19 protein-coding genes and 1 pseudogene are annotated in these 22,736 nt (G+C 68.1%); 8 read left to right on the top strand and 12 right to left on the bottom strand.

Annotated elements, in window-relative coordinates:
- Positions 1-120: 120 nt before the first annotated feature.
- The 4 genes from WFQ05_RS06055 to WFQ05_RS06040 form a co-directional block, all read right to left on the bottom strand.
- On the bottom strand, positions 121-864 hold the full coding sequence (locus tag WFQ05_RS06055; protein WP_337053088.1) for an abortive infection family protein: 744 nt from the start codon (positions 862-864) through the stop codon (positions 121-123).
- A 71-nt stretch (positions 865-935) separates the two neighbouring features.
- The gene (locus tag WFQ05_RS06050; protein WP_337053087.1) at positions 936-1,856 is read right to left on the bottom strand and encodes a hypothetical protein; all 921 of its coding nucleotides are present in this window, start codon (positions 1,854-1,856) and stop codon (positions 936-938) included.
- A 158-nt stretch (positions 1,857-2,014) separates the two neighbouring features.
- A complete protein-coding gene (locus WFQ05_RS06045) occupies positions 2,015-2,845 on the bottom strand; it encodes a restriction endonuclease (RefSeq protein WP_337053086.1) in 831 nt (276 codons plus the stop codon).
- Positions 2,846-3,013: 168 nt separating this feature from the next.
- Positions 3,014-3,262, bottom strand: a complete 249-nt coding sequence (locus WFQ05_RS06040) for a helix-turn-helix transcriptional regulator (protein ID WP_337053085.1) — start codon at positions 3,260-3,262, stop codon at positions 3,014-3,016.
- Positions 3,263-3,391: 129 nt separating this feature from the next.
- Here WFQ05_RS06040 and WFQ05_RS06035 point away from each other — a divergent pair.
- Together WFQ05_RS06035 and WFQ05_RS06030 are read left to right on the top strand one after the other, a co-directional pair.
- Positions 3,392-3,652 (top strand): annotated as a pseudogene (locus WFQ05_RS06035) (hypothetical protein); the annotation flags it as partial.
- A gap of 342 nt (positions 3,653-3,994) precedes the next feature.
- Complete coding sequence (locus tag WFQ05_RS06030) at positions 3,995-4,633, top strand: DUF2306 domain-containing protein (RefSeq protein ID WP_337053083.1); 639 nt, start codon at positions 3,995-3,997, stop codon at positions 4,631-4,633.
- 203 nt (positions 4,634-4,836) lie between these two features.
- On the opposite strand, the gene WFQ05_RS06025 is transcribed toward WFQ05_RS06030, so the two are convergent.
- A complete protein-coding gene (locus WFQ05_RS06025) occupies positions 4,837-5,253 on the bottom strand; it encodes a MarR family winged helix-turn-helix transcriptional regulator (RefSeq protein WP_337053082.1) in 417 nt (138 codons plus the stop codon).
- A 94-nt stretch (positions 5,254-5,347) separates the two neighbouring features.
- On the opposite strand from WFQ05_RS06025, the gene WFQ05_RS06020 reads away from it, so the two are divergent.
- Positions 5,348-6,073, top strand: coding sequence for an SDR family NAD(P)-dependent oxidoreductase (locus WFQ05_RS06020; protein ID WP_337053081.1), 726 nt, complete (start codon positions 5,348-5,350; stop codon positions 6,071-6,073).
- A 28-nt stretch (positions 6,074-6,101) separates the two neighbouring features.
- Here the strand turns inward: WFQ05_RS06020 and WFQ05_RS06015 are convergent, their stop codons facing one another.
- Together WFQ05_RS06015 and WFQ05_RS06010 are read right to left on the bottom strand one after the other, a co-directional pair.
- On the bottom strand, positions 6,102-6,644 hold the full coding sequence (locus WFQ05_RS06015) for a GNAT family N-acetyltransferase (RefSeq protein WP_337053080.1): 543 nt from the start codon (positions 6,642-6,644) through the stop codon (positions 6,102-6,104).
- A 278-nt stretch (positions 6,645-6,922) separates the two neighbouring features.
- A complete protein-coding gene (locus WFQ05_RS06010; protein ID WP_337053079.1) occupies positions 6,923-7,816 on the bottom strand; it encodes a type II toxin-antitoxin system RelE/ParE family toxin in 894 nt (297 codons plus the stop codon).
- 385 nt (positions 7,817-8,201) lie between these two features.
- On the opposite strand from WFQ05_RS06010, the gene WFQ05_RS06005 reads away from it, so the two are divergent.
- Entirely contained in the window at positions 8,202-9,866 is a 1,665-nt protein-coding gene (locus tag WFQ05_RS06005; RefSeq protein ID WP_337053078.1) for a diguanylate cyclase, read from the top strand.
- A 770-nt stretch (positions 9,867-10,636) separates the two neighbouring features.
- On the opposite strand, the gene WFQ05_RS06000 is transcribed toward WFQ05_RS06005, so the two are convergent.
- Positions 10,637-11,254, bottom strand: coding sequence for a glutathione S-transferase N-terminal domain-containing protein (locus WFQ05_RS06000; RefSeq protein ID WP_205954209.1), 618 nt, complete (start codon positions 11,252-11,254; stop codon positions 10,637-10,639).
- Between the two features lie 247 nt (positions 11,255-11,501).
- On the bottom strand, positions 11,502-12,410 hold the full coding sequence (locus WFQ05_RS05995; protein ID WP_337053077.1) for a LysR family transcriptional regulator: 909 nt from the start codon (positions 12,408-12,410) through the stop codon (positions 11,502-11,504).
- Positions 12,411-12,541: 131 nt separating this feature from the next.
- Here WFQ05_RS05995 and WFQ05_RS05990 point away from each other — a divergent pair, with 131 nt between their 5' ends.
- The gene (locus tag WFQ05_RS05990; RefSeq protein ID WP_130524029.1) at positions 12,542-13,243 is read left to right on the top strand and encodes an SDR family NAD(P)-dependent oxidoreductase; all 702 of its coding nucleotides are present in this window, start codon (positions 12,542-12,544) and stop codon (positions 13,241-13,243) included.
- Between the two features lie 10 nt (positions 13,244-13,253).
- Here the strand turns inward: WFQ05_RS05990 and WFQ05_RS05985 are convergent, their stop codons facing one another.
- Positions 13,254-14,654, bottom strand: coding sequence for a hypothetical protein (locus WFQ05_RS05985; protein WP_337053076.1), 1,401 nt, complete (start codon positions 14,652-14,654; stop codon positions 13,254-13,256).
- A gap of 277 nt (positions 14,655-14,931) precedes the next feature.
- On the opposite strand from WFQ05_RS05985, the gene WFQ05_RS05980 reads away from it, so the two are divergent.
- Positions 14,932-16,878: a peptidase M61 gene (locus tag WFQ05_RS05980; RefSeq protein ID WP_337053075.1), complete on the top strand. Its 1,947-nt coding sequence runs from the start codon at positions 14,932-14,934 to the stop codon at positions 16,876-16,878.
- A 303-nt stretch (positions 16,879-17,181) separates the two neighbouring features.
- Here WFQ05_RS05980 and WFQ05_RS05975 read toward each other — a convergent pair whose 3' ends face one another.
- Entirely contained in the window at positions 17,182-17,592 is a 411-nt protein-coding gene (locus WFQ05_RS05975) for a MarR family transcriptional regulator (RefSeq protein ID WP_235872472.1), read from the bottom strand.
- A 228-nt stretch (positions 17,593-17,820) separates the two neighbouring features.
- Between WFQ05_RS05975 and glgX the strand changes: the two genes are divergently transcribed.
- Both glgX and WFQ05_RS05965 read left to right on the top strand, forming a co-directional pair.
- On the top strand, positions 17,821-19,947 hold the full coding sequence (glgX, locus tag WFQ05_RS05970) for a glycogen debranching protein GlgX (RefSeq protein WP_337053073.1): 2,127 nt from the start codon (positions 17,821-17,823) through the stop codon (positions 19,945-19,947).
- A gap of 281 nt (positions 19,948-20,228) precedes the next feature.
- Positions 20,229-21,089 (top strand): SDR family oxidoreductase, encoded by an 861-nt coding sequence (locus tag WFQ05_RS05965; protein WP_337053072.1) that lies wholly within the window; start codon positions 20,229-20,231, stop codon positions 21,087-21,089.
- Between the two features lie 211 nt (positions 21,090-21,300).
- On the opposite strand, the gene WFQ05_RS05960 is transcribed toward WFQ05_RS05965, so the two are convergent.
- Positions 21,301-22,407 carry a catalase family protein gene (locus tag WFQ05_RS05960; protein WP_337053071.1) on the bottom strand — a complete coding sequence of 369 codons (1,107 nt, stop codon included), beginning with the start codon at positions 22,405-22,407 and terminating at the stop codon, positions 21,301-21,303.
- Positions 22,408-22,736 lie beyond the last annotated feature (329 nt).

Raw genomic sequence — 22,736 nt, 5'->3', positions numbered from 1 at the left:
GTGTGTACTCCGTCGGTTGAGCTGGCGGGAAGGATGCCGAGTGGGGGATGCAGAGGAGGTCAAGGCTGTCGGGCGCGCCCAGTGGAAAACTGCACTCAGACCCCTTTTTCAAACTAATTGTTAAGCGGTCGCTTCACTACGGGCTTCCCACGTGGCCAGCAAGTAGGTTGCTAGAGCGCCCGACAGATTAACGGCGAGTTCTGCATGGCGGGGCGCTGGCTTTGAAGCAACCTTGCCTTTTCCATGAGCGTCACTGAGACGGTTGCGGAGCGACCCTAAGCCCTCAACAACTGCGGTACAGCCGCCGAGGATCTGCTTGAACACTGTTTCGGTGTGCTGAGACGGCGCCAGATTCAGCGCTTCTGCGGTGAGCTTGTAAAGCTTTGGCAGCTCCGCCCCGTCGTCGTAGCTGATATCGGAAGAATCGAGGATGTGCTTGCAGACAGACTCAATGAGCGTGCGGGCGGACGTAATAGCGCCCTCGGGATCGGAGGCACGCCGTTCAAGAGCTTTGGACCAAGCAGCTTGAACATGAGATGCATCAAATTTCTCTAGCTTCTCCGTCACCAGTTGGTCGGCGGGCGAGAGCGGGCCGCGTTCTAGGACCTCTAGTAGCGGACGAAATTCGTCCCAGATGAACTGGCGGCGCTCCGCGTACGTGGAGTACTTGTACTTAATAAACTGCCAGAACTGTGCAAGGTTCCGAGACGTTCGTACGAAGCGCGGGACAAGTGCGTCTAGTGCTGGGTTAGATAGCAGCATCTGCCGCAACCGTATGAACTCAGCCTCGTCCTCGCTTCCGCCAGTTGCGTGGGCGATCAGCAAGTTCTGAAATGCTTCGGTTTGGTCGAGTAGTTCGTTCACTTGATCGGTCGCCTAACGACTGGGTTAAGCCGGGCCACGAAGCGGCATCGGCTTGAACGAATTGTTAGACGTCATTTCAGCCCGTAGTACTTTAACAAGCCTTCTTTGATGACGTCCGTAGCGACTGCCAAGCCGACTTTCCACGTGCCTGAGCCAGCTTTCTTGAGGTTGTCTAGCAGCCACTCCTTTACCTTGGGGCCCATCGGCTCCGCCGTGCTTTCCGGCTTCTCAGACGACGCGAGTTCGGCGAGTTCCTGCGCGTCATTCTCCGGTAACCCCGCCTGTACGAGATATTGAGACAGTGAGGTCTTGTTGCCAGTATCGATGGATACCGAAACCGTTGCGCCCCTCTGAGCGGAAACGGTTGTGTAGTTGCCGTATATGATCTGCTGCGCGATCTGGGTGGTGACGCCTGCTGCGTTGCCTGCAAGGTTTCCTGAACTTGATAGAGTGACGCCTGCCGCCTCCGGAACAGATTTCTCTATCTCGATCGTGAGCTCAAGAACGCGATTCATGACGGCGTGACGAATTGCAGCTAAAGATGCGCGAGAGATCGTTCCTGTTACCGAGTTGCAGGCGTAACCCTTATATATTTTGCCTTGCAGCAGCAAGATTAGGTTCGCCGCCTCTATGCATAGTGAGCCCTCCTTCTTGGAGCTTGAAAGCAACTCATCTACTGCAGCAATGCTTTGCCTCATCTCAAAGTGCGTCCAGCTTTCTCCAGCAAATTTTTCTATGAGATACGGCGAAATAGGTGCGTTCCTGATTCCCGCACCGAATGGTCCGGAGAATGTTCCGTGATATGCAATTTCAAGAACTCGGTAGTTAGGAACGCCTATGCCTTCGGGATACCCCTCCGATTCATGCTTTACCCAATCAGCGAGCGGTTGACTTCCGAGTCGCGCGGCTAGCAGCCGCAGCTTCAGTAGTATTGGCGCAATATCAGACTGGCCTTCGACGACCGCAGCTTGGATGTCTGCCAAAAGACCCATGGGTCTCTCCAATTGAGGTCTAAAGTTTATTGGACCCCGGCATCGGGGCGTTGCTCGAATTGTTCATTTGTGAAGTCTGTGGCGTCAAGGAATTTTCCTGACTAAGACTTGGAATTTATTTGATCGGAAACATGGGTCAGAGTGCACTTTCCACGTGTTCATCCAGTTCCCCGGCACTTCGGGAACTGACTACAGCCCAGGAAGTTTTCACCAGTCCGTCGATTGGTCCGCTGCACTAGGTTGCTGCCGCAGCGCGGACATGTCGCAAGCGCGGCGCGCACTAGGGCAGGTTCGGACGAGACCAGTGCGGGCTCGATGTGGGCTCGCGAGTCGGGCAAGGGCGCCGAGTCGCGCTGCACCGCGCGAATCATCTCCAGCAGCTGCGCGCCGCCCATCAACTGAATCGGCTTGCCTTGAGCGAAGCGCTCGGCTTCTTTGGTGTAGCTGCCGATGCAGACGATCTTCACCGCGTGGGCCTGGTGGTGGGCGAGCAGGCCGGCCATTTCGCGCACGACGCTGACGCCGATTTGCTGGCGCTTCCATTGTTTGCATTGCACCAGCGTGCGGCGGCCATCCTTGCGCAGGATGAGGTCGATGCCGCCGTCGGCGCCGCCCAAGCCGGTTTCCTCAACGATATAACCTTGGCGGCGGAAGGCTTCGCCCACCAGTAGCTCGAATTGGCGCCAGCCGCCTCGGCTGAGACTTTCCAGATCGGTGCGCGTGTCTAGCAGCTTACGGCGATGGCGGCTGCCGATGAAAGACGCCACCGCGCCGATCCAGCAGATGGCCAGCACCATCCACGCCAGCGGCGAAAGCATGGTGCCCACGCCCTGATAGAAGCCTTGGGAGAGCGGCCCCCCTTGCCGACCCATCCACCAGGCCAGGCCGTACCGGACCCCGATAAAGCCGATCAGACCAGCGGCGACGCCGACTGGCCACGGCAACGCGGCGAATACTTCGATCCCGTTCTGCTTGCGCCTGCGTCCCATGCAAGACCCCCCAAAGTCCTTGCCCGAACAATAGCCTTCGGCGGGCCTCCTGTCAGCGGTGAGCGAGATTGCCCCAGTGAATACACGGAGCGGTTAAGAGGTCGCGACTACCAAGATGTTGCCGTGAACGACCAAGTGCGGCGCCGCACCAAAAAAAGCCAGCCGTGGTCAGCCGGCCAGCGCTCGCTCGAACTTCGAAACGAATGCCTTGAGAGAGGTTCCGCAGGCGGTGCAGAAGTCGCGCAGTTGCAGCAGATCCATCCGCCGCTCACCGCGTTCGACATCGCTTACGTAGGACTGGGGACGGCCCAGTGCGACGCTCAGGCCCACCTGCGTCAGCCCCGCAGCCAAGCGGAGATCGCGCAGCTGTTGCAGCAGGATCGCGTACTCCGCTTTATGGATCGACTTGGTGGACATGACGGGGAAAGTCGCGCAGGAGCAAAGACGCTATATCCCCTTTTCAAATATCCGAAAAACAGATAAGTTCGACTTGCGGATGCTCTGTCCGCCCTGTCGAGGAAGGATGCCGTGACAACTTCTAAGGCCTTGAAAAAGTCCGCAAAAGCCCGGGCGAAGGCGGCCGCGCCGCCCAGTGCGACCTACGCGTTCGGCGCGACGCTGGCGCAGATCGATCGGTGCCATCAGCTGCTGCGCACGATCAGCGCGCACAGCGACATGGTGGCGGTGTGCGCGGGCGCGCAGCTGGACGATGCCAGCCTGAGCACGTTGGGGGAGAGCATCTTCCATGCCGCGCACGAGGTGCGTGTGCTGGTCGATACGATTTACGCGCAGCGGCTGTGCGGCGAGGAGCCGCTGTCGGCTTCGGCGCTCGCGGGTTCCGCTCCGCCCCGTCAGCGCCGGGCGCAGCGAGGGGGCAGCGCCGGCGTCGGCCATCCGTCCAAGATGAGGACGGCCACGAATGAGCGGGCCCGCAATCCCGCGTAGCATTGGCAGCAGCACCGCGCCGCTGAAGCGCGGGGACACCTTGCGACCCGCCCGCCTCGCCGCTTCCTGTTCTGGTGGGGTGGGGCTGGTCCGCAAGGCCAGGTGATCTCACCTGCCGGCGCCAGGAAACGAAGCACCGGCAGCACCGCGAACGGGAGTCGCGCGATGGCATGGGAAGGCGGGCGGAGCGGGCGAGGGATCTCGGTGGCGGCCTTCGCGGCCGTCGTGCTGGCCCTGGGCTGGCTGGGCATCGGCTTTCTGCATGCGGCGTATCTCAAGTACGCCGCGCTGGATTCGCCGGCGTACGCGATGTTCCTGCTGCGGCGGGGCTGGCTGTGGTGCCATCTGGCCGGTGGCGGGCTGGGCATCGCGCTGGGGCTGGTGCAGCTGCTGACCCAGCGCTGGCCGCGGCTGTGGCGCGTGCATCGCGTGTCGGGCCGCGTGTACTTCGCCGCGATGCTGGTGGCCATGGTCGGCGCGGTCGGCTTGATCGCGACCTCGCCGGCACCGACGGGCATCCGCGTGGCCTTCAGCTCCACCTTGCTGGCGTGGCTGGTCACCGGCGGTGCGGGCCTGGTGGCGATCCTGCGTCGCAACGTGGCCGCGCATCGCCGCTGGATGCTGGGCGCGTATCTGGTCACGCTGGCCCCGGCGGTGTTCCGGCTGTCGCTTGCGGGCGTGGTGGCGCAGGGCGTGGCGCCATCGCCGGACCTGATCGCGTGGATGCTGTGGGGCAGCTGGGCGGTGCCGCTGTTGCTGTATGCGCTGTGGCTCAAGCTGGTTGGCGCGGCGCGTCGCGGGTCATGGGCGGAGGGCGCTGCGCTGCGCCATGACCGCGCGTAGCTCAGGCGTTTGGCAGGCGCATCCAGTTGGGTGGACTTGCCAGGTCGACGGCGTACGTCGTCCAGCGCTGATATCGGCGTGTTCGGTGGACACGGCGCTGATCGCGCCGTGGGTGTGACGCTACTGATTTGAACTCCAATCCATCCGCCTGCTGAGGGATAAAAGCCTTGGCGCAGGGGAAGCTGAAGGCAATGCCTAGGTGGTCAGGGCGACGGATCTCCCGCCCCAAGCCGCGCCACCACGCGCCAGAACGCGTCGGCGTCTTCCGGGGGCACCGCGTCGGTCAGGGCGCGCCGCACGGCGTCGGCGTGGACGCGGCGGGCGGCGCGGACGGCGTCGCGTCCGTCGGCGGTGGCGACGACCTGCCAGTTGGCGGTCGAGCCTTCGCGGCGCAGCAGCCCGCGCGTTTCCATGCGGCTCAGTTGACGCGAGAGCCGGCTGCGCTCCCAGCCCAGATCATCGGACAGGCGCTGCTGGCGGATCTGGCCCGCGGGCGTTTCGACCACGCGCGTCAGCACGGAAAAGTCCGCCGCCGACAGGCCCGTGTGTGCGGTGATCTCCGCGACGACCGCGGCCATCACGGCCTCGGTGGCGCGCTTCCAGGCGATCCATCGCTGCATGTCCTGTTCCGAAAGCCTGCTCATGCGCATCCCCGCCTTGTTGACATGGCAACAATAGCGGACGCATGCTGTTGACATGACAACACAATGCACGGTGCTTATCACGGGCGGCACGTCCGGCATTGGCCTGGGGCTGGCCAAGCGCTATGCCCAAGGCGGCGCGCGGGTCGTGATCACCGGCCGCTCCACCGAGCGCCTGGAGCAGGCGCGGGCCGAGCTGCCCGGCTGCGTGACCATCGCCGGCGACCTGGCGCGCGCCGACGCGCGCGAGCGCCTGGCCGACCGCATCGCCTCCGAATTGGGCGGCCTGGATGTGCTGGTGAACAATGCCGGCATCCAGCGTCGGGTCGACATCGCCCACGACACCGCGGCCTGGCCCGAGCGTCAGGCGGAGATCGATCTGCTGTTCTGCGCGCCGATCCACCTGTGCACCCTGCTGATCCCGCTGCTGCGCAAGGCCCGCCAGGGTGGGCAGCTGGTCAACGTCACTTCAGGCGGCGCCTTCAATCCGCAGACCTTCGCGCCGGGCTACAGCGCGGCCAAGGCGGCGTTGCACAGCTACACGATGAATCTGCGCCGGGCCCTGGCCGGGACCGGCGTGACGGTCACCGAGCTGATCCCGCCGGCGGTAGCCACCGCCCTGGCCGGGCCGGGACAGGCGCACGGCGCGGATCTGGATGCGTTCTGCGATGCGGTGTTCCCGCGCATCGAGCGCGGCGAGGCCGAGGTCGGGTTCGGGCCCACCGACACGGCGGAGTTCCGCGAGCGTCTGTCCGCCGAGCATGCGCGATTCGAGGCGTTCGCCCGGCGCAACGGTTAGGCGGATCGCCGTGGTTGCTGGCGACTCTTCAGGCGATCGCGGAGGACGTCGCGCTGCCCACGTAGCGCTCCACCGGCTTGCCGTGCAGCTCGGTGTTGCCGTCGAAATGCAGGCCCAGGCGCTCGGCCACGCGCCGCGAGGCGATGTTGCCGGGGTCGATGAGGGCGTGGACCTGCGGCTCGCGGCGGGTCTGGAAGGCGTAGTCGAGGACGGTTGCGGCGGCCTCGCCGGCCAGGCCCTGGCCCCAGAACGGGCGGTAGATACTCCAGCCCAGTTCCAGGCCGTTGTGGCCCTCGCGCAGGAAGGCGCCGACATGGCCGGCCGGCTCGCCGCCCTCGCGCAGCGTCACCGACCACCAGCCGGCGCCGTACAGCTGCCACATGCCCACGTGCGAGCAGAAGAAGCGCCAGGCGGTGGGACGGTCGACCACGCCGAGGAACTCGGCGCTGATCGGGTCGGACAGGTGCCGGGCGAAGGGCTCGAAGTCGCTGGCGCGGTATTCGCGCAGGATCAGCCGCGGCGTCTCCAGCAGGGGAACGGTCGCGGCGGAGGTGGGCGTGGCAGGCGACATGGAAGCGGGCCGATCAGGCAGGTGAGAAGCCGTATTGGGCCAGTCGGTGTCGATCCGGTGCAAGGTCGTGCGCGGTGCCGGGGTCTTGCGCACGCGCGATCGAGGGCCTGCCCGCTTTCTCATCAGGCGGGGCGTTTGATGCTCTGCACTCGTGCGCAAATCACGTGACTGGGCGCCGAAGCGAAGGCGCCGGCACCCCCACCTTCGCCCTGCCTCAGGCCATCGGCCAACGCCGGAGCGCATATCCGATCATCCGCTCGCGCCAACCCGCCCCGCCCTTAGCGATACGGCCCCGGTCCCTTCCACACCAGCTCGCCGCGGTGATACACGCGCTGCATGTTGATGATGTCGCGCGAGTCGCCGATGCCCTTGAGCTCGGGCGAATCCGGCGGCAGCGCGCGGCACGGGCCGGAGCCGTTGCGCAGCACGATCTCCAGCGGGCACACCATCAGGTATTCGGTGCCGGGCAGGGGGATGAAGAACTCCTTCATGCCCTGCGCCATCCAGGTGCGCACGCGTTCTTCCACGCGCGGTTCGTAGTAGGCCTGGTAGCCGCCGACGGACAGGCTGGCGCCATCCATGCCGCTGTCGCGGCCGCGGCCCTGGTTGAGCGCCGGGCTGTCGTCGAAGCCGGCGTTCTCCGGCGCACTGTCCTGGGCGATGTAGCCGGGCGGGTGGCCCCAGTTGGGCGAGCGACGGTCGGTCGGCGGCGGGTTGGCCGGCGGGCGCGTGGACGCCTGGGGCGGGGTCTGCGCCGGCGCGGGCACGGGCGGGCTGGGCGTGGCGCTGGGCGCGGGCGTGGTGTCGGTCTCGGTCAGCAGCGGGTCGGCCGGGTGGTCCACGCGCGTGGTCTGCAGGCGCGAGGCCGGCGGCGGCTTGCGCGCGACCTTCGGCTTGGGCGGGACCGGCGTGGGCGGGGTGGGCTGGCGCGAGGGCGGCGGGCTGGGCGGGGCCGGATCGGCCGGCGCGGTGCTCTCGCCGATGAAGTCCACCCGCGTGCGGCCGCCGGCCGGCGCGCCCTGGGTGGTCTGCACCACCGGCACGTCGGCATGCAGCAGCACCCACAGCATCAGCAGGTGCAGCAGCAGGCTCAGCAGCGCGCCGACCCAGGGGTCGACGCGGTCGTTCCAGGGCCGGGTCCGCGCACGCGCGGGGTTCGACGCGTCGCTCATGCCGTCGGTGCGTCGAGGGGGCGGGACTTCATGGCGCTCTGGTGCGTGCGGCGGTGGGGTGTGCGCATCGTAGCGCGCCGGCGCGCGGCTTCCGTGGCAGGCGTTGACGCAAGGCCGCGTGGGTCGGGGTGCGCGCGGGCGGCGCAATGCCGTGCGCGCCGGGCTGCCCGGCGCGCTCCGGGAGCCGGGCGTGGCGCGGCACGGCGGGGCCAAGACACGCTCTGGACGCGCAGTGTGCGATCCACGTATACGACAGCCGTTGGATCGATGCGAACCCGGCGCGGAACGGCCCGGGTGTCGGGAGGAGCGGCGAGTGCAGAACGAAAGCGTGCAACACCATGACCCCGCCAGGGGCCCCGACCTTGGCCAAGGTGCCGACCTGGCGATGGCGCCGTTGCACGGGCTGGCCTGCGTCACCGACCGCGCCGGCCGCCTGCTGCAGCTGGGCCAGGACCTGCGGCGGCTGACCCTGGCCGATGAGGCCGAGATGCCGACCTCGCTGCTCGACCTGGTGGCGGTGCAGGGCCGGCCCGGGCTGCGCGACGCCCTGGATGCGCTGGCGTCCGACGCCGCGCCGCAGACGCTGGAGCTGCCGCTGCGCACGCCGGCCGGCCTGCGCTGGTGCGCCTTCGAAGTCAGCGCGCAGCCGGCGCTGGACGGCGGCGCGCCCATCCTGCTTTGGCAGGGCACCGACATCCACCGCTACAAGCAGCGCATCGCCGAGCTGGAACGGCTGACCACGGCGCAGTCGCGCATGCTCGATGTCAGCCAGGACTGCATCAAGATCATCTCCCTCGACGGCCGCCTGCTGCACATGAACCGGGCCGGCTGCCAGGCGCTGGGCGTGGCGGCCGACTCGGGCTTCGGCATGCCGTGGCTGCCGCTGCTGCCGCAGGACGTGCATCGGCCCGGCGCACGGGCCCTGGAGCGCGTGCGGGAGGGGCACGCCGACCGCTTCACCGGCCGCAGCGAGGTGGAGGGCGGGGCGCCGGAATACTGGGACAACCTGCTGACGCCGATGCTCGACGAGGCCCAGCAGCCCACGGCGATCCTGTGCATCTCGCGCAACATCACCGGCGAGCGGCTGGCGCTGGAGGCCGCGCGCGACAGCGAGGCGCGGCTGGTGGTCGCTGCCCAGGTCGGCGGGCTGGGCATCTGGGACTACAACGTGTCCGAGGATCACTTCGACTGCGACGAGACCTGGTGCCGGATCATGGGCCTGCCGCCGGGGCAGGCGGTGTCCACACTGGAGGAGTTCCGGCGGCTGATCCATCCGGACGATCGCGAGCGCGCCACCCAGGTGGAGACGCTCGCCGCCGAGATGCTGACCGGCGCCAAGCAGTATTCGACGGCCTACCGCATCGTGCGTCCGGACGGCGAGGTGCGCTGGATCCGTTCGGCCGCGCGGATGGAGACCCGCGGCGGCGCCGCGCCGCGCGCGGTGGGCTTCGCGGTCGATGTCACCGATGCGATGCGCGGCGAGCACGCCCTGCGCGACGCCAACCGCCGGCTGCGGCACGAGCGCGATGTCCTCAGCCGCGAGGCGCAGGAAGACGCGCTGACCGGCGTGGCCAACCGGCGCGGCATGGACCGGCAGCTGGACGACCTGCTGGCCGGCGCGGGCGGCGCACCGGTGTGCGTAGGCATGATCGACCTGGACGACTTCAAGGCGTTCAACGACCTGCACGGCCATCTGGAAGGCGACCGCGCGCTGCGCCAAGTGGCGCAGGCGTTGGGCGATGCGGTGCGGCCCACCGATCTGGTCGCGCGCTATGGCGGCGAGGAGTTCGTCTTCGTGCTCGCCGGCACGGAGAACCCCGAGCCCTTCCTGCGGCGCGTGTTCGAGCGCGTGCATGCGCTGGGCATCGCCCACGCCGGGACCCAGGCCGGCATCCTGACCATCAGCTGCGGCTGCGTGGTCTGCCATGACGCGGCGCCGGACCAGGTCGAGACCATCCTGGCCGCCAGCGACGCCGCCCTGTACGAAGCCAAGCGCCGCGGCCGCGATCAGTACGTGATCGTGCGCCAGACGCTTGCGTCGGAGGGGTGATGGGTGCGGCTACCGTCGTTGCCGGGAAGGCGGGAACCCAGGGACTTTTGCATCAAAGCGTCGACGTCCATGGATTCCCGCGTTCGCGGGAATGACGGATGGGGAAGATCTTGGCAGCGACGGGGTTGCGGGCCGTTCTGCCTCAGTAATGCGAAATTTGCAGCCAGCGCAGTGCTTGTGGTGAGAGGCGGCATGCCAGCGATGGGGCTCTCCCGGGAAAGCCCGTCGTCGCCACGGGCGGCTCCCCTGTAGAGCGGAGCTTGCTCCGCTGCTTTTCGTTCAGTTCGTGGGAAAGGCCCCAGCGGAGCAAGCTCCGCTCTACAGGCAGACCGTCGCGAGATTTGAGGAGACAGTTGTCCCCACAAGTGCAGTGACTGATAGCCGCCAGCCACTTCCTGCCGTCATTCCCGCGTTCGCGGGAACGACGGGTTGGGTTTTCTCAGGAAGGAAAGTCTGATTTCTGGGTACAGCTGGGAGGGCCAAGAAAGGGGGGGAAAGCCCGTCGCTACGGGCGGCTCCCCTGTAGAGCGGAGCTTGCTCCGCTGCTCTTCGTTCAGTTCGTGGCGGAAGGCCCCAGCGGAGCAAGCTCCGCTCTACAGGCAGACCGTCGCGGGATTTGAGGAGACAGTTGTCCCCACAAGTGCAGTGACTGATAGCCGCCAGCCACTTCCTCCCGTCATTCCCGCGAAGGCGGGAATCCAGGGACTTTCGCGCACAGCGCCCAAGGCGCTGGATGCCAGCCTTCGCGGGATTGACGGTTCCTTGCGCCTTCAGCGGCCGCTCGAGCGTTCCAGCACGGTCTTGACGGCGGGGTCGTGCGCCATGGCCTGCATGAAGCGGGCCAGGTTGGGGTACTTGCGCCAGCTCTCGCCGGCCTTGTCCGACCAGCGTGCCATGACGAAGGCGTAGGCGTCGGCCACGCTGCGGCGGCCGGCGTAGACGTGGTCGGTGTCGCCGATCAGCGCGTCCAGGTGGGCCAGCACGCGCGCGATGCGTGCGGGTGCGGCGTCGCGCACCGCCTGCAGCGCCGCCTCGCTGGCGTCGGTGGTGTAGCGCTCAGGGGTGAAGAAGGGCCAGAACGCCGGATGCATGTCGCCGGTCAGGAAGGCCAGCGTCTCGTTGAACACGAACTGCGCCTCGATGCCTGCGTCGGCGCCCAGCCCGGCCTCGGGATGGCGCTGGACGATGTACTGCAGGATGGCATCGGCCTGGGTCATCGCGCGTGCGCCGCCGATGTCCAGCGCCGGCACCGTGCCCAGCGGGTTGATGGCGCGGTAGGCGTCCGCGTGCGGGTCGACCTTCACCGCCTCGTAGTCGGCACCGGCCCATTCCAGGGCGATCCAACAGGCCAGGGCGCAGGTGCCGGGGGCGTAGTAGAGCTTCATCATGGGACTGTTCCTTGCGTATGTCCGGCGGGTGCGGGCCGCATGATTCCATGTGCCGGGTCGATCTGCTGTCGTCGGGTGCACTGCGGCGTTGCAGGCCCGTGCCATCGGGCATGGTCGATGCGGATTCCGAGCTTCCTCCTGCCATGTCGTCCGCTCTCCCACTGTGCTGCTGGTCGGCGTCGTCAAAAGCAGCAGCATCAATCGCCGCCGTGCCGGTCGCCTGCGCCGGGTGAACAGTGCCGCGTTCTTACGGCTCCCGGCATTGCGCCAGGACCAGCTCGCGCAGCCAGCGATGCGCCGCGTCGCCGTGCAGGCGCGGGTGCCACATCTGCGAGACGGTGATGCCGGCCAGCGGCACCGGCAACTTGAAAGCGTGGAGCGCCGCCGCGTCCGCGGTGCACTGGCTGGCGGCATAGGAGGCGGGCACCAGCGCGATCAGGTCCGAAGCGCGGGCCACGGCCACCGCGGCTGGAAAGCCGGGTACCACCGCAACGATGCGACGCCGCAGGCCGAGCCTGGCCAGGGCGTCATCGACCGGGCCGTGGTCGCGCGCATGGCGCGAGGCGACCACATGGCCATGCGCGACGTAGTCCTGTGCCGTGACCTCGCGTGGCCTGGCCAGCGGATGTCCAGCGCGGACCACGCCGACGAAGTGGTCGCGGAACAGCGCCTGCACGCGCACTTCAGGACCCATGGCGTTCAGCACGCCGATCTCCAGATCGGCCTCGCCCGCGCGCAGCGGCGCGGCGGTCTTCTGCGCCTTGGCCGCGAAGCGCAGCTGCACGCCAGGGGCCGCGTGCGCGACGGCGGCGATCAGGCGCGGGCCGAAGGCTTCGATGAAGCCGTCGTTGGCGCGGAGGGTGAACACGCGTTGCAGCGTGGCCAGGTCGAGTGTCGTCGGCGGCGGCTGCAGGACGGCGCGCGCATCCTCGACCGCGGTGCGCGCACGGTCGCGGAGCGCCTCGGCATAGGGCGTGAGCACCATCTGCCGGCCAGCGCGCACCAGCAGCGCATCGCCGGTGGTGTCGCGCAGCCGGGTGAGCGTGCGGCTCATCGCCGAGGGGCTCAGGCCCAGCCTGCGCGCGGCGCCGGCGACGCTGCCGCTGGCCAGCAGCGCGTCCAGGGCGATCAGCAGGTTGAGGTCGGGGACGGACATGGCGTGCGGCGGCGGGTCGGGGACGCGTGCATGCCATGCACTCTATCAATGCATGCCGTGCGTCTTCCGCATGCGTGGGGCCGCCCCTAGCCTGAGGGGACTGGCGCATGGCGCCGCACGGGAGTCGCACCATGAAACCCTCATCCAACACCGTCCTGCTGATCGGCGCTTCGCGCGGGCTTGGCTACGCGATGGTGGAGCAGTACTTGGCGCGCGGCTGGCGGGTGATCGCCACGGCCCGCGCGCATTCCACCGAGCGCCTGGACGCGCTGTCGCGCCAGCATCCCGGGGCGTTGCGCGTGGAGACGGTGGATATCACCGAGCCGGCGCAGGTCGCCGCTCTGCGCGCACGCCTGGAAGGCGAGACGATCGACCTGCTGTTCGTCAATGCCGGCGTGGTCAACACCGATGACGAGGCGATCGTGGCGAACGTGGCCACCGACGAATTCCTGCGGGTGATGCTGACCAACACCCTGAGCCCGATGCGCGTGGTCGAAGCGCTGCAGGACCTGGTGCCGCCGAGCGGCACGATCGGGCTGATGTCCTCGGGCCAGGGCAGCCTGGCCAACAACACCCGGGCCGGGCATGAGGCCTACCGGGCCAGCAAGGCGGCGCTGAACATGTGCATGCGCAGCTTCGCCGCGCGCCATGCCGAGGACCCGCGCACGCTGCTGCTGATGGCGCCGGGCTGGGTCAAGACCGACATGGGCGGGCCGGATGCGCGGCTGACCATCGAGGAGAGCATCCCGAACCTGCTCGACACCATGGAGGCGCAGCGCGGCCGCGCCGGGCTGCAGTACCTGGATTATCTGGGCCGCACGGTGCCATGGTGAGGCAGGCGGCTCAGGCGTCGGCAGCCTGTGCGGCGGGCGGCGGGGCGCCCTGCGGGTCGTACCAGAACGGGATGAAGTAGTCGCGCTGGCGCTGCACGCCGCGCTCCCCGCCGCCGGCGTTCCACAGCAGGCGCAGGTCGTGCCGGCCCGGCGCCTCGCCCTCCAGGTCGAGATAGCCGACCAGGCCGCGCATGCCCAGGTCGCGACGCTCCATCGGGACGAAGTCGGTCAGCGTGACCGGCCGGCCATCCAGCGTCACGGTCCAGATCTTCGCCAGGCAGGCGACGGCCTGATCGGCGGCGGCGCGGCCCTGGGCCGCGTTGCGGCCGTGCGCCAGGGTCGGACAGGCCTGCTCGGCGCGTGGATTGTCCAGACGCGGGCGATGCGGGATGAACACCCGCAGCCGTCCCTCCTCGATACGGTCGGAGGGAATCATCGGATAGCGCAGCATCACATCGTCCGGCCCGCGCATGGATTCGTAGTGGGCGCTGAGCATGCCGTGATCGACCGCCTCGCTGGTGACCACGCGATAGCGGCTGAGCAGGGAGAAGCTGGCCGAGGAGACGATCTGCATCCCGCCGATCACCATCGCCGCGGAGAGGACGAGGAAATACACCGCGCTGAAGCCGCGGTTGCCCAGATTGCTCTGCAGGGTGAACTGCACCGGGCCGCCCAGGCGCTGCAGCGCGATCGTGGAGAACACCTGCAGCAGGCGATCCGTCGTCCCCTCCAGGCCTTGCGCGGGCTGATCGCGCTGGGCGCGGCGCGCAACGAGCTTGTCGAGCACGAAGATCGCCATGCCGCCGAACAGGAACGCGACATAGGGCACCGCGAAGGCGATGAACGTCGCGCGCTCGCTGTCCTCGAACAGCAGGCCGATCAGCGTCGCCGGGATCAGCAGCCCCAGGCCGAGCACGCCGATCCACGCCAGCGTCAGCGCGACCAGCACGGTGGTGGCGAACAACACCGAGGCGGTGCGGTCGACGCGATCGATCACCTGGCCCAGGTCACCGATCGCGCCGCGATAGAAGCGGCGCGAGACCGGGCCCATCGCCGACAGGCGCTCCCAGCGGATGCCGCCGGGGAAGTGCGATTTCAGGCCGACCAGGCCGACCCAGTAGCCGCGGATCGCCAGGTGGACGAGGAAGGCGAACCCCAGCGCGTAGCTCAGTCCGACGCCGATGTTGAAGGCGAACTGCAGCACGTACCAGGTCGCGCCCTCGGCGTGCAGCTCGCTGCCGACCCAGGCCTCGAACAGGCGCGGCGGCAGCGTGAGCAGCGCGAAGGCGAGCAGGCCGGAGATCAGCAGTTCCAGCTCGTCGGTGCGCTCGCGCAGGCGCTCGAAGCTGATGCGGCGACCCGCAGGCATGTCGGCGTCGCCGTCCTGCACGGCCTGGTCGGTGTGATCCATCCTGACTCCCCGGTTCCCCGCGGGCGAGTGTAGGGGCGTCCCGCGTCGGCGGATAGGTCGCGGGGTGCCGCATCGGCAACGGCATGCGTGTGACGTGTCGCCGGTGCCATGTGCATGGCATCCGGCATCGGCGGGGTCGGCGATGATGCAGTCGCGGCGACAGCGCACCGCACGGGGATTACAGCGGGCAGGATCCAGACCGGACGGGCGCCCGATGTCAGGTCGGCGGACCGATGCTACGGTGGTCCATCGCCCTGATCCTGTGCTGGAGCCCGTCATGCCCTTCATCCACCGCGCCGCCGCTTCGGTGCCGCGTCCCCACACCCGACTGGCCGCCGCGCTGGGCCTGGCGCTGCTGGCCGGCACGGCCTCGGCGCAGATCGTGCGCAAGGCCGATGTCCCGCCGCCGCAGGACGTGGCCTATCCCGGCCAGATCCAGCTCAAGGTCGATGCCAGCGATACGCGCCAGGGCATCTTCCGCGTCCACGAGTCCCTGCTGGTGCAGGCCGGCCGGGTCACGCTGCTGTATCCAGAGTGGATCCCCGGCGCGCATTCGCCCAGCGGCCCGGTCGCGCAGCTGGCCGGGCTGAGCTTCAGCGCCAACGGCAAGCCGCTGCCGTGGAAGCGCGATCCCTATGACGTCTACGCCTTCCATGTGGACGTGCCGGCCGGCGCGACCACGCTGGAGGCGGACTTCCAGTATCTGTCCAGCCGCGGCGGCGGTTTCCAGATGACCGACCGCATGCTGATGCTGGACTGGGACCAGATGTCGCTGTATCCGGCCGGCTACTACACGCACGGCATCCAGGTGCAGCCCAGCGTGACGCTGCCGGCCGGCTGGCAGTTCGGCAGCGCCCTGCGCGCGGCGTCGAAGGACGGCGCCAGCACCACCTTCAACCCGGTGTCCTACGAGACGCTGGTCGATTCGCCGATCTACGCCGGCCTGCACTTCAAGCAGGTCGATCTGACGCCCAAGGGCGGCGCGCCGGTGATGCTCAACATTGTCGCCGACGAGCCCAAGGACCTGGAGATCACGCCCGAGCAGCTGGCCGCGCATCGCGCGCTGCCGGTGCAGGCCACGCGCCTGTTCGGCTCGCACCATTACGACCACTACGACTTCCTGTTCTCGCTGTCCGACGAGCTGGCCGGCAACGGCCTGGAGCATCACCAGTCCAGCGAGAACGGCCTGGACCGCAGCTACTTCACCGGCTGGAAGGACAACCCGACCGAACGCGACCTGCTGGCGCACGAGTTCACCCACTCCTGGAATGGCAAGTTCCGCCGCGGCGCGGACCTGTCCACGCCCAACTTCAGCGAGCCGATGGGCGACTCGCTGCTGTGGGTGTACGAGGGCGCCACGCAGTACTGGGGCTTCGTGCTGACCGCGCGCGCCGGGCTGTGGACGCCGCAGCAGTTCCGCGACGCGCTGGCGATGGTGGCGGCCAACTACGACCGCAACCGGGTCGGCTTCCAGTGGCGCACGCTGGAGGACACCACCAACGATCCCACCGCCGCCCATCGCGAGGCGCTGCCCTACCGCAGCTGGCAGATGAGCGAGGAGTACTACAGCGCCGGGCAGATGGTGTGGCTGCAGATCGACGCACGCCTGCGCCAGCTCACCGGCAACCGCAAGTCGCTGGACGATTTCGCCAAGGCCTTCTTCGGCGTGGACGACGGCAGCTACGTGGTCCATCCCTACACCTTCCAGGACGTGGTCAACACGCTGGATGGCGTGGCCCACGACGACTGGGCGGGCTTCCTCAAGACGCGCGTGCAGACGGTGGCCCCGCCGCTGCTGGACGGCATCGCCGCCAGCGGCTGGAAGCTGGTCTACACCGACACGCCCAGCGAGTACGAGGCCCAGTACAACCGCGCCGCGCAGTCGCCGCGGCATCGCTACAACTTCGCCTGGTCGATCGGCCTGACCATGAACCCGGACGGCAGCATCAACGACGTGCGCTGGAACGGGCCGGCGTTCAAGGCCGGGGTCAGCACCGGCGCCAAGCTGGTGGCGGTGAACGGGCAGGAATATTCAACCGAGACGCTGGCCCAGGCGATCACCGCGGCCAAGGGCGGCCAGACGCCGATCACCCTGCTGCTGCAGTTCCAGGGCGGGCTGCGCACGGTGCAGGTGGACTACCACGACGGGCTGCAGTATCCGCACCTGGTGCGCGTGGAGGGCACGCCGGATTACTTGAGTCAGATCATCCAGCCCCGGGGTTGACGGCGGCTGGCGGGGCGGTGGTGGCCGGGGGGCGGACAAGCCACGGTCATCCCGTAAGAACTTCCACTCGTCCGCGCATCCACAGCCGTCGTTCCCGCGAACGCGGGAACCCATGGACGTTTGCGCAGCGCGTTACAGACGCATGTCTGACCATCCAGCGCCTTTGCCGTTGGCGCGGGAGTCCATGGATTCCCGCTTTCGCGGGAATGACGGTAGAGCGGTCTGCGTGTGCTGAAGCGGCGCTGCGTTGCGCAGCGCGATCGCCCTTCGCCGGAACGACCGCGTAGGCCGCCGGCCCGGCGCTCAGCCGCCGCGCGCCGCGGTCTCGACGATGCGGTAAAGCTTGAGGACTGCCTCCATCTCGGCGTCGCTCATGTCGCCGAAGGTCTTCTTGCGCAGGGCGTTCAACTGGGTCTCCAGCTGCTGGCGGATGGCTTCGCCGGCCTCGGTCAGCCAGAGCTTGTTGGCGCGGCGGTCGCTGACGTCGTTCTCGCGCCGGACCAGGCCGGCGGCGGCCAGCTTGTCCAGGATGCGCACCAGCGAGGGGCCCTCGACGCCGATCAGCTGGGCCAGCTCGATCTGGCGCACGCCGCCGCCGGCACGGCCGATCATCAGCAGGGGCGTGGTCATTGCGTTGGACAGGCCGTGGCCGGCCAGCGCCGCGTCCACCACCTTCTGCCATTGACGGCCGGCCTGCATCAGGCCGGAGGACATGCGGAAACGAAGCGGATCGGAGGCGGCCATCGGGGCGGTGGGGACGCGCGGGGAGTGATGAACATACTATCGATTGCGCGACGCTTGTCACGCCGAATTCACGCTCTTTTTGTCTGGGCGGCGCGGACGGCGATCGAAGCCGACCGCGGGGCGACGGGCGCCATGTGCTGACGCGACCTCGACAAGAGCGCCCACATGCTCCGTCCTCCCCACTGCGGCCCCCCCACGATGCCCAACGCTCCAACCCCGAAGTACGCCAGCCCCTCGCGCGTGCGCGAAGGCCGCCCGTTTCCCCGCGGCGCCACCTATGACGGCAAGGGCACCAACTTCGCCTTGTTCAGTGCCAACGCCACCGCCGTGGAGCTGTGCCTGTTCGACGAGGCCGGCAACGAGACCCGCATCGAGCTGCCCGAGTACACCAACGAGATCTGGCACGGCTATCTGCCCGACGTCGGCCCCGGGCAGCGCTACGGCTACCGGGTGCACGGCCCCTACGCGCCGGCCGAGGGCCACCGCTTCAACCCCAACAAACTGCTGCTGGACCCGTACGCGGTGGAGATCGAGGGCGACCTGATCTGGGCCGACGAGCTCTACGGCTACACCGTCGGGCACCCCGATGGCGATCTGAGCTTCGACGAACGCGACAGCGCGCCGTTCATGCCCAAGGCCGTGGTGGTGCAGGACGACTACGACTGGGAGGACGACGAGCGGCTGCTCACGCCGTGGAGCCAGACCCTGGTCTACGAGACCCACGTGCGCGGTTACACCAAGCGCCACCCGCAGGTGCCGCAGGACCTGCAGGGCACGTTCGCCGGCCTGGCCCAGGCGCCGGTGCTGGACTACATCAAGTCGCTGGGCGTCAGCGCGGTCGAACTGCTGCCGGTGCACGCGTACCTGGACGACCAGCACCTGCTGGATCGCGACCTGCGCAACTACTGGGGCTACAACACGCTGGGCTTCTTCGCGCTGAAGTCGCGCTACCTGGCCAGCGGCCATCGCGACGAGTTCCGCGACATGGTCAAGGCCATGCATCGCAAGGGCCTGGAGGTGATCCTGGATGTGGTCTACAACCACACCGCCGAAGGCAACGAGATGGGGCCGACGCTGTCGTTCAAGGGCATCGACAACGCCAGCTACTACCGCCTGGCCGACGACCCGCGCTACTACATCAACGACACCGGCACCGGCAACACGCTCAACCTGAGCAACTTCCGCGTGGTGCAGTTCGTCAACGACTCGCTGCGCTACTGGGCGCGCGAGATGCATGTGGACGGTTTCCGCTTCGACCTGGCGACCATCCTGGGGCGCGAACCCAGCGGCTTCGACCAGCGCGGCGGCTTCCTCGACGCCTGCGGCCAGGACCCGCTGCTGAGCCAGGTCAAGCTGATCGCCGAACCATGGGACTGCGGGCCGGGTGGCTACCAGGTGGGTCACTTCCCGCCGGGCTGGGCCGAGTGGAACGACAAGTTCCGCGACAACGCCCGCGCATTCTGGCGCGGCGACGAGGGCAAGCTCGCCGAGTTCGCCACGCGCTTCACCGGCTCGGCCGATCTGTTCGACCGACGCGGGCGGCGGCCGTGGTCGTCGGTGAACTTCATCACCGCCCATGACGGCTTCACCCTGCGCGACCTGGTCAGCTACAACGAGAAGCACAACGAGGCCAACGGCGAGAACAACCAGGACGGCTCCAACAACGACGGCTCGTGCAACTACGGTGCGGAGGGGCCGACCGACGATGCGCAGATCAACGCGCTGCGCGAGCGGCAGATGCGCAACCTGCTGGCCACGCTGCTGCTGGCAAAGGGCACGCCGATGCTGCTGGCCGGCGACGAGCGCGCGCAGACCCAGGGCGGCAACAACAACACCTATTGCCAGGACAACGAGATCACCTGGATCAACTGGGACGCCGACCCGACCGAGGGCCGCCTGGCCGACTTCGTGCGCCAGCTCACCGCGCTGCGTCGTCGCTATCCCATCCTGACCCGTGGCCGCTTCCTCAATGGCCAGTACAACGAGCAGGCCGGGGTGCGCGACCTGACCTGGCTCAACCCGGGCGGTAGCGAGATGGAGGACGCGCACTGGAGCGATGGCGGCGCGCGTTCGGTGGGTCTGCTGCTGGAGGGCAAGGCGCAGGTGTCCGGTGTGCGCGAGTACGGTCAGGACGCGACGCTGCTGATCCTGATCAACGCGTATCACGAGGGCGTCAACTTCAGGCTGCCCGATTCGGAGACGCATCTGAAGTGGGAGCTGGTGCTGTCCACAGACGAGGCGCTCGGTACCGATGTGGTGCCCGAGGGGGCGCAGGATTTCCTGGCACCGCCGCGCAGCATCAGTGTGTTCGAGTGCAAGAGCTGAGGGCCGGGCGCAGAAGCTGAGCGATCGGCGCCGCGCGCCTTTTTTGAAGATGCAAGGTGAAGCGTCGCTTGCGAGGGCGGCGCTTCTTGCGTTGTGCGCGCGCTGGGGCGTGGTGCGGCTTCGCGCATGCGTGGCACTCGTGTCGCAGCGCTTTGTCATGCCCGCATGACGAATCGCCGCGGATAAGTTCACGGTCGCTTTTTACGCGAGCCATGAGGATGGGTCACTCCCGCACGCGCATCGCCGTGCCCCATCGACACATCGACCGCAGGAGTCTCGCCATGCCCGACTATCCCCGCCCGCCGTTCCCGCCGCAGCAGCAGAGCTTCCCGGGCAAGACCAGCAAGATGGACCCCAAGCCCGATATCGGTGAGGACAGCTATCAGGGTCATGGCTTGCTCAAGGGCAAGCGCACCCTGGTGACCGGTGGCGACAGCGGCATCGGTGCGGCCGTGGCGCTGGCCTTCGCGCGCGAAGGCGCCGACGTGGCTATCGCGTACCTGCCCAGCGAGCAGGACGATGCCGATGAGGTCGCCTCGCTGATGGAGCAGGCCGGCGTCAAAGTGCTCAAGGTGGCCTGCGACATCAGCCAGCCGAGCGAGGTCGAGCGCCTGGTCGGCGAGGTGAAGTCCGCCTTCGGCGGCCTCGACGTGCTGGTCAACAACGCGGCCTACCAGAAGTACTTCCAGTCCATCGACGAGGTCACGCTGGAGGAATGGCGCAAGACCTTCGACACCAACGTGCATGGCACCTTCTATCTGACCAAGTGCGCGCTGGAGCTGCTTGGCGAGGGTGCTTCGATCATCAATACGGCTTCGGTCAATTCCAAGGACCCCACGCCCAACATCCTGCCCTACTCGACCACCAAGGGTGCGGTGGCCAACCTCACTCTGGGCCTGGCGCAGTGGCTGGCCGAGCGCAAGATCCGCGTCAATGCGGTGCTGCCGGGGCCGATATGGACGCCGTTCATTCCGGCCGGCATGGCCGAGGACAAAGTGAAGAACTTCGGTTCGCAGACGCCTTTCGGCCGTCCTGGCCAGCCGGCGGAACTCGCCTCGACCTACGTCATGCTGGCCAGCGACAGCTCCAGCTACACCTCGGGTGCGTTGATCACCATCGCCGGGGCGCAGGCGGTGCTGTAAGGCGCAGCGCCTCACCTGTAGAGCGGAGCTTGCTCCGCTGCTCTTCGCTCAGTTCGTGGGAAGCCTCCAGCTGAGCAGGCTCACCTGCTTCTGGTTCGTAGGGAAGGCCCCAGCGGAGCAAGCTCCGCTCTACAGGTGGGCGGCGCCGTTGTGACTTTTTCGGCCAATGGCGGCAATGAAGCGCTATCGGCATTGCCCGAGCGAGGTCGGCTTATTCGCTTTCGCCCTGCGCGCTGGCCGACAGCGAACGATCGTGCAGCGGGCAGCCGGACTTGCGGGCGCGGAAGTCCTGCGAGGCCTGGTAGGCGCGCTTGCGGATGCGCATGATGTCGCCCAGCGGGCGGTGGTCCTGCACGCCGTGCCAGGGACTGAAGCCCATCTGATCGTCGACCAGGCGGGCCCTGTCCTGGCTCCAGCCGACCTGCGGCGATGCGGTCAGGCGCGCCACGGTGCGGAACGGGCTCTCGTCTTCGTCCCAGACCACGGTGGCATCGTCGATGGGCATGCGCTCCAGATCGGTGGACAGCTGCGCGCGCAGTTCCCACACGCCGCCCTGCGAGGCGAAGTGTGCGCTGACCGCATCGCGCAGTGCATTGGCCTGCTTGAGGTCGATCCGTTCGTCCTGGTGCGCCAGCAGCGCCGGGTCCACCGGGACCAGCTGCAGCTTGGCCACGTGCGCGCCGTAGCGCAGCGGCAGCTGGGTGAAGAAGGTCTCGCCCAGGATGTGGTGCGGCGGCTCGCCGCCCATCGCCTTGAGCTTGGCGCTCTGGCCGCCGACCGCTTCGAGCGCGCGTTCGGTGCCACGCAGCAGGGCGGAGAGCACCTGCTTGGTGCGCTCGGCGCGGTCGGTGGTCGGCGCCAGCAGCTTGAGGCTGCGCAGGAAGGCCTTGGCGTTGGGCGCGTTGAACTGCGGGCCGTTGACCATGAGCAGGTCCTGGCAGTGCGCCGCTTCGCTGCCTTCCAGGCGCTCGCCGGGGACATCGAGGAACTTCAGCGCCAGCCCGCGCGGCGTGGACACGCGGTCGGGCAGCAGGTCGCCGGGCGTGGTGGAGAAGCGCATCACCGCCTCGTAGCGGCCGGGCTGCGCGAACAGGCCCTGGGCCAGTTCCGGTGGCAGGCCGGGCAGCACCTCCAGCGTGGCGGCGAGCAGGCCGTGGCTCTTGGCGTGCACGCTGCGCAGCGCGTGGTGGCTGTCCTCCCAGGTCTGCTGCGAGATGCGCAGCAGGACTTCGCTCATCTCCTCGGCCAGCGCGGCCTCGTCCGGATGGGGGAGGGCCATCTGCGGTGAGTAGGCGGCATAGCGGCGGGCGTCTGACATGGCGGGGCGGTCCTGTGGCCGGCGGAGGCGAGCGAGATCGCGCGAGCCTTGCCCGGGTGCGGTAAATGGGCTGCGAAGCAAGCGGCGCGCACGCCTCACCTGGCGTTACGCGAGCGCGGGGCTAGGGGCGTGTGTAACCCGTTGGACTTTCCACGCGCCTGCTTGTCGAACCGAGCACCGTGGGACGCTGCCGTAGACCTGGCCTTCGCCGGGCTCTGAACTGTCGCGCGATCCAAATCCTCGTCGCTCCCGCGCACGCGGGAGCCCATGGACGTTGCGCCACCGGACCGGACGTCCATGGATCCCCGCGTTCGCGGGGATGACGTGCC

It is taken from the genome of Pseudoxanthomonas sp. USHLN014, assembly GCF_037153335.1.
Classification (GTDB): domain Bacteria; phylum Pseudomonadota; class Gammaproteobacteria; order Xanthomonadales; family Xanthomonadaceae; genus Pseudoxanthomonas_A; species Pseudoxanthomonas_A winnipegensis.
The sequence above is the reverse complement of the archived record's forward strand: the minus strand, read 5'-3'. Positions and strand labels throughout refer to the sequence as shown.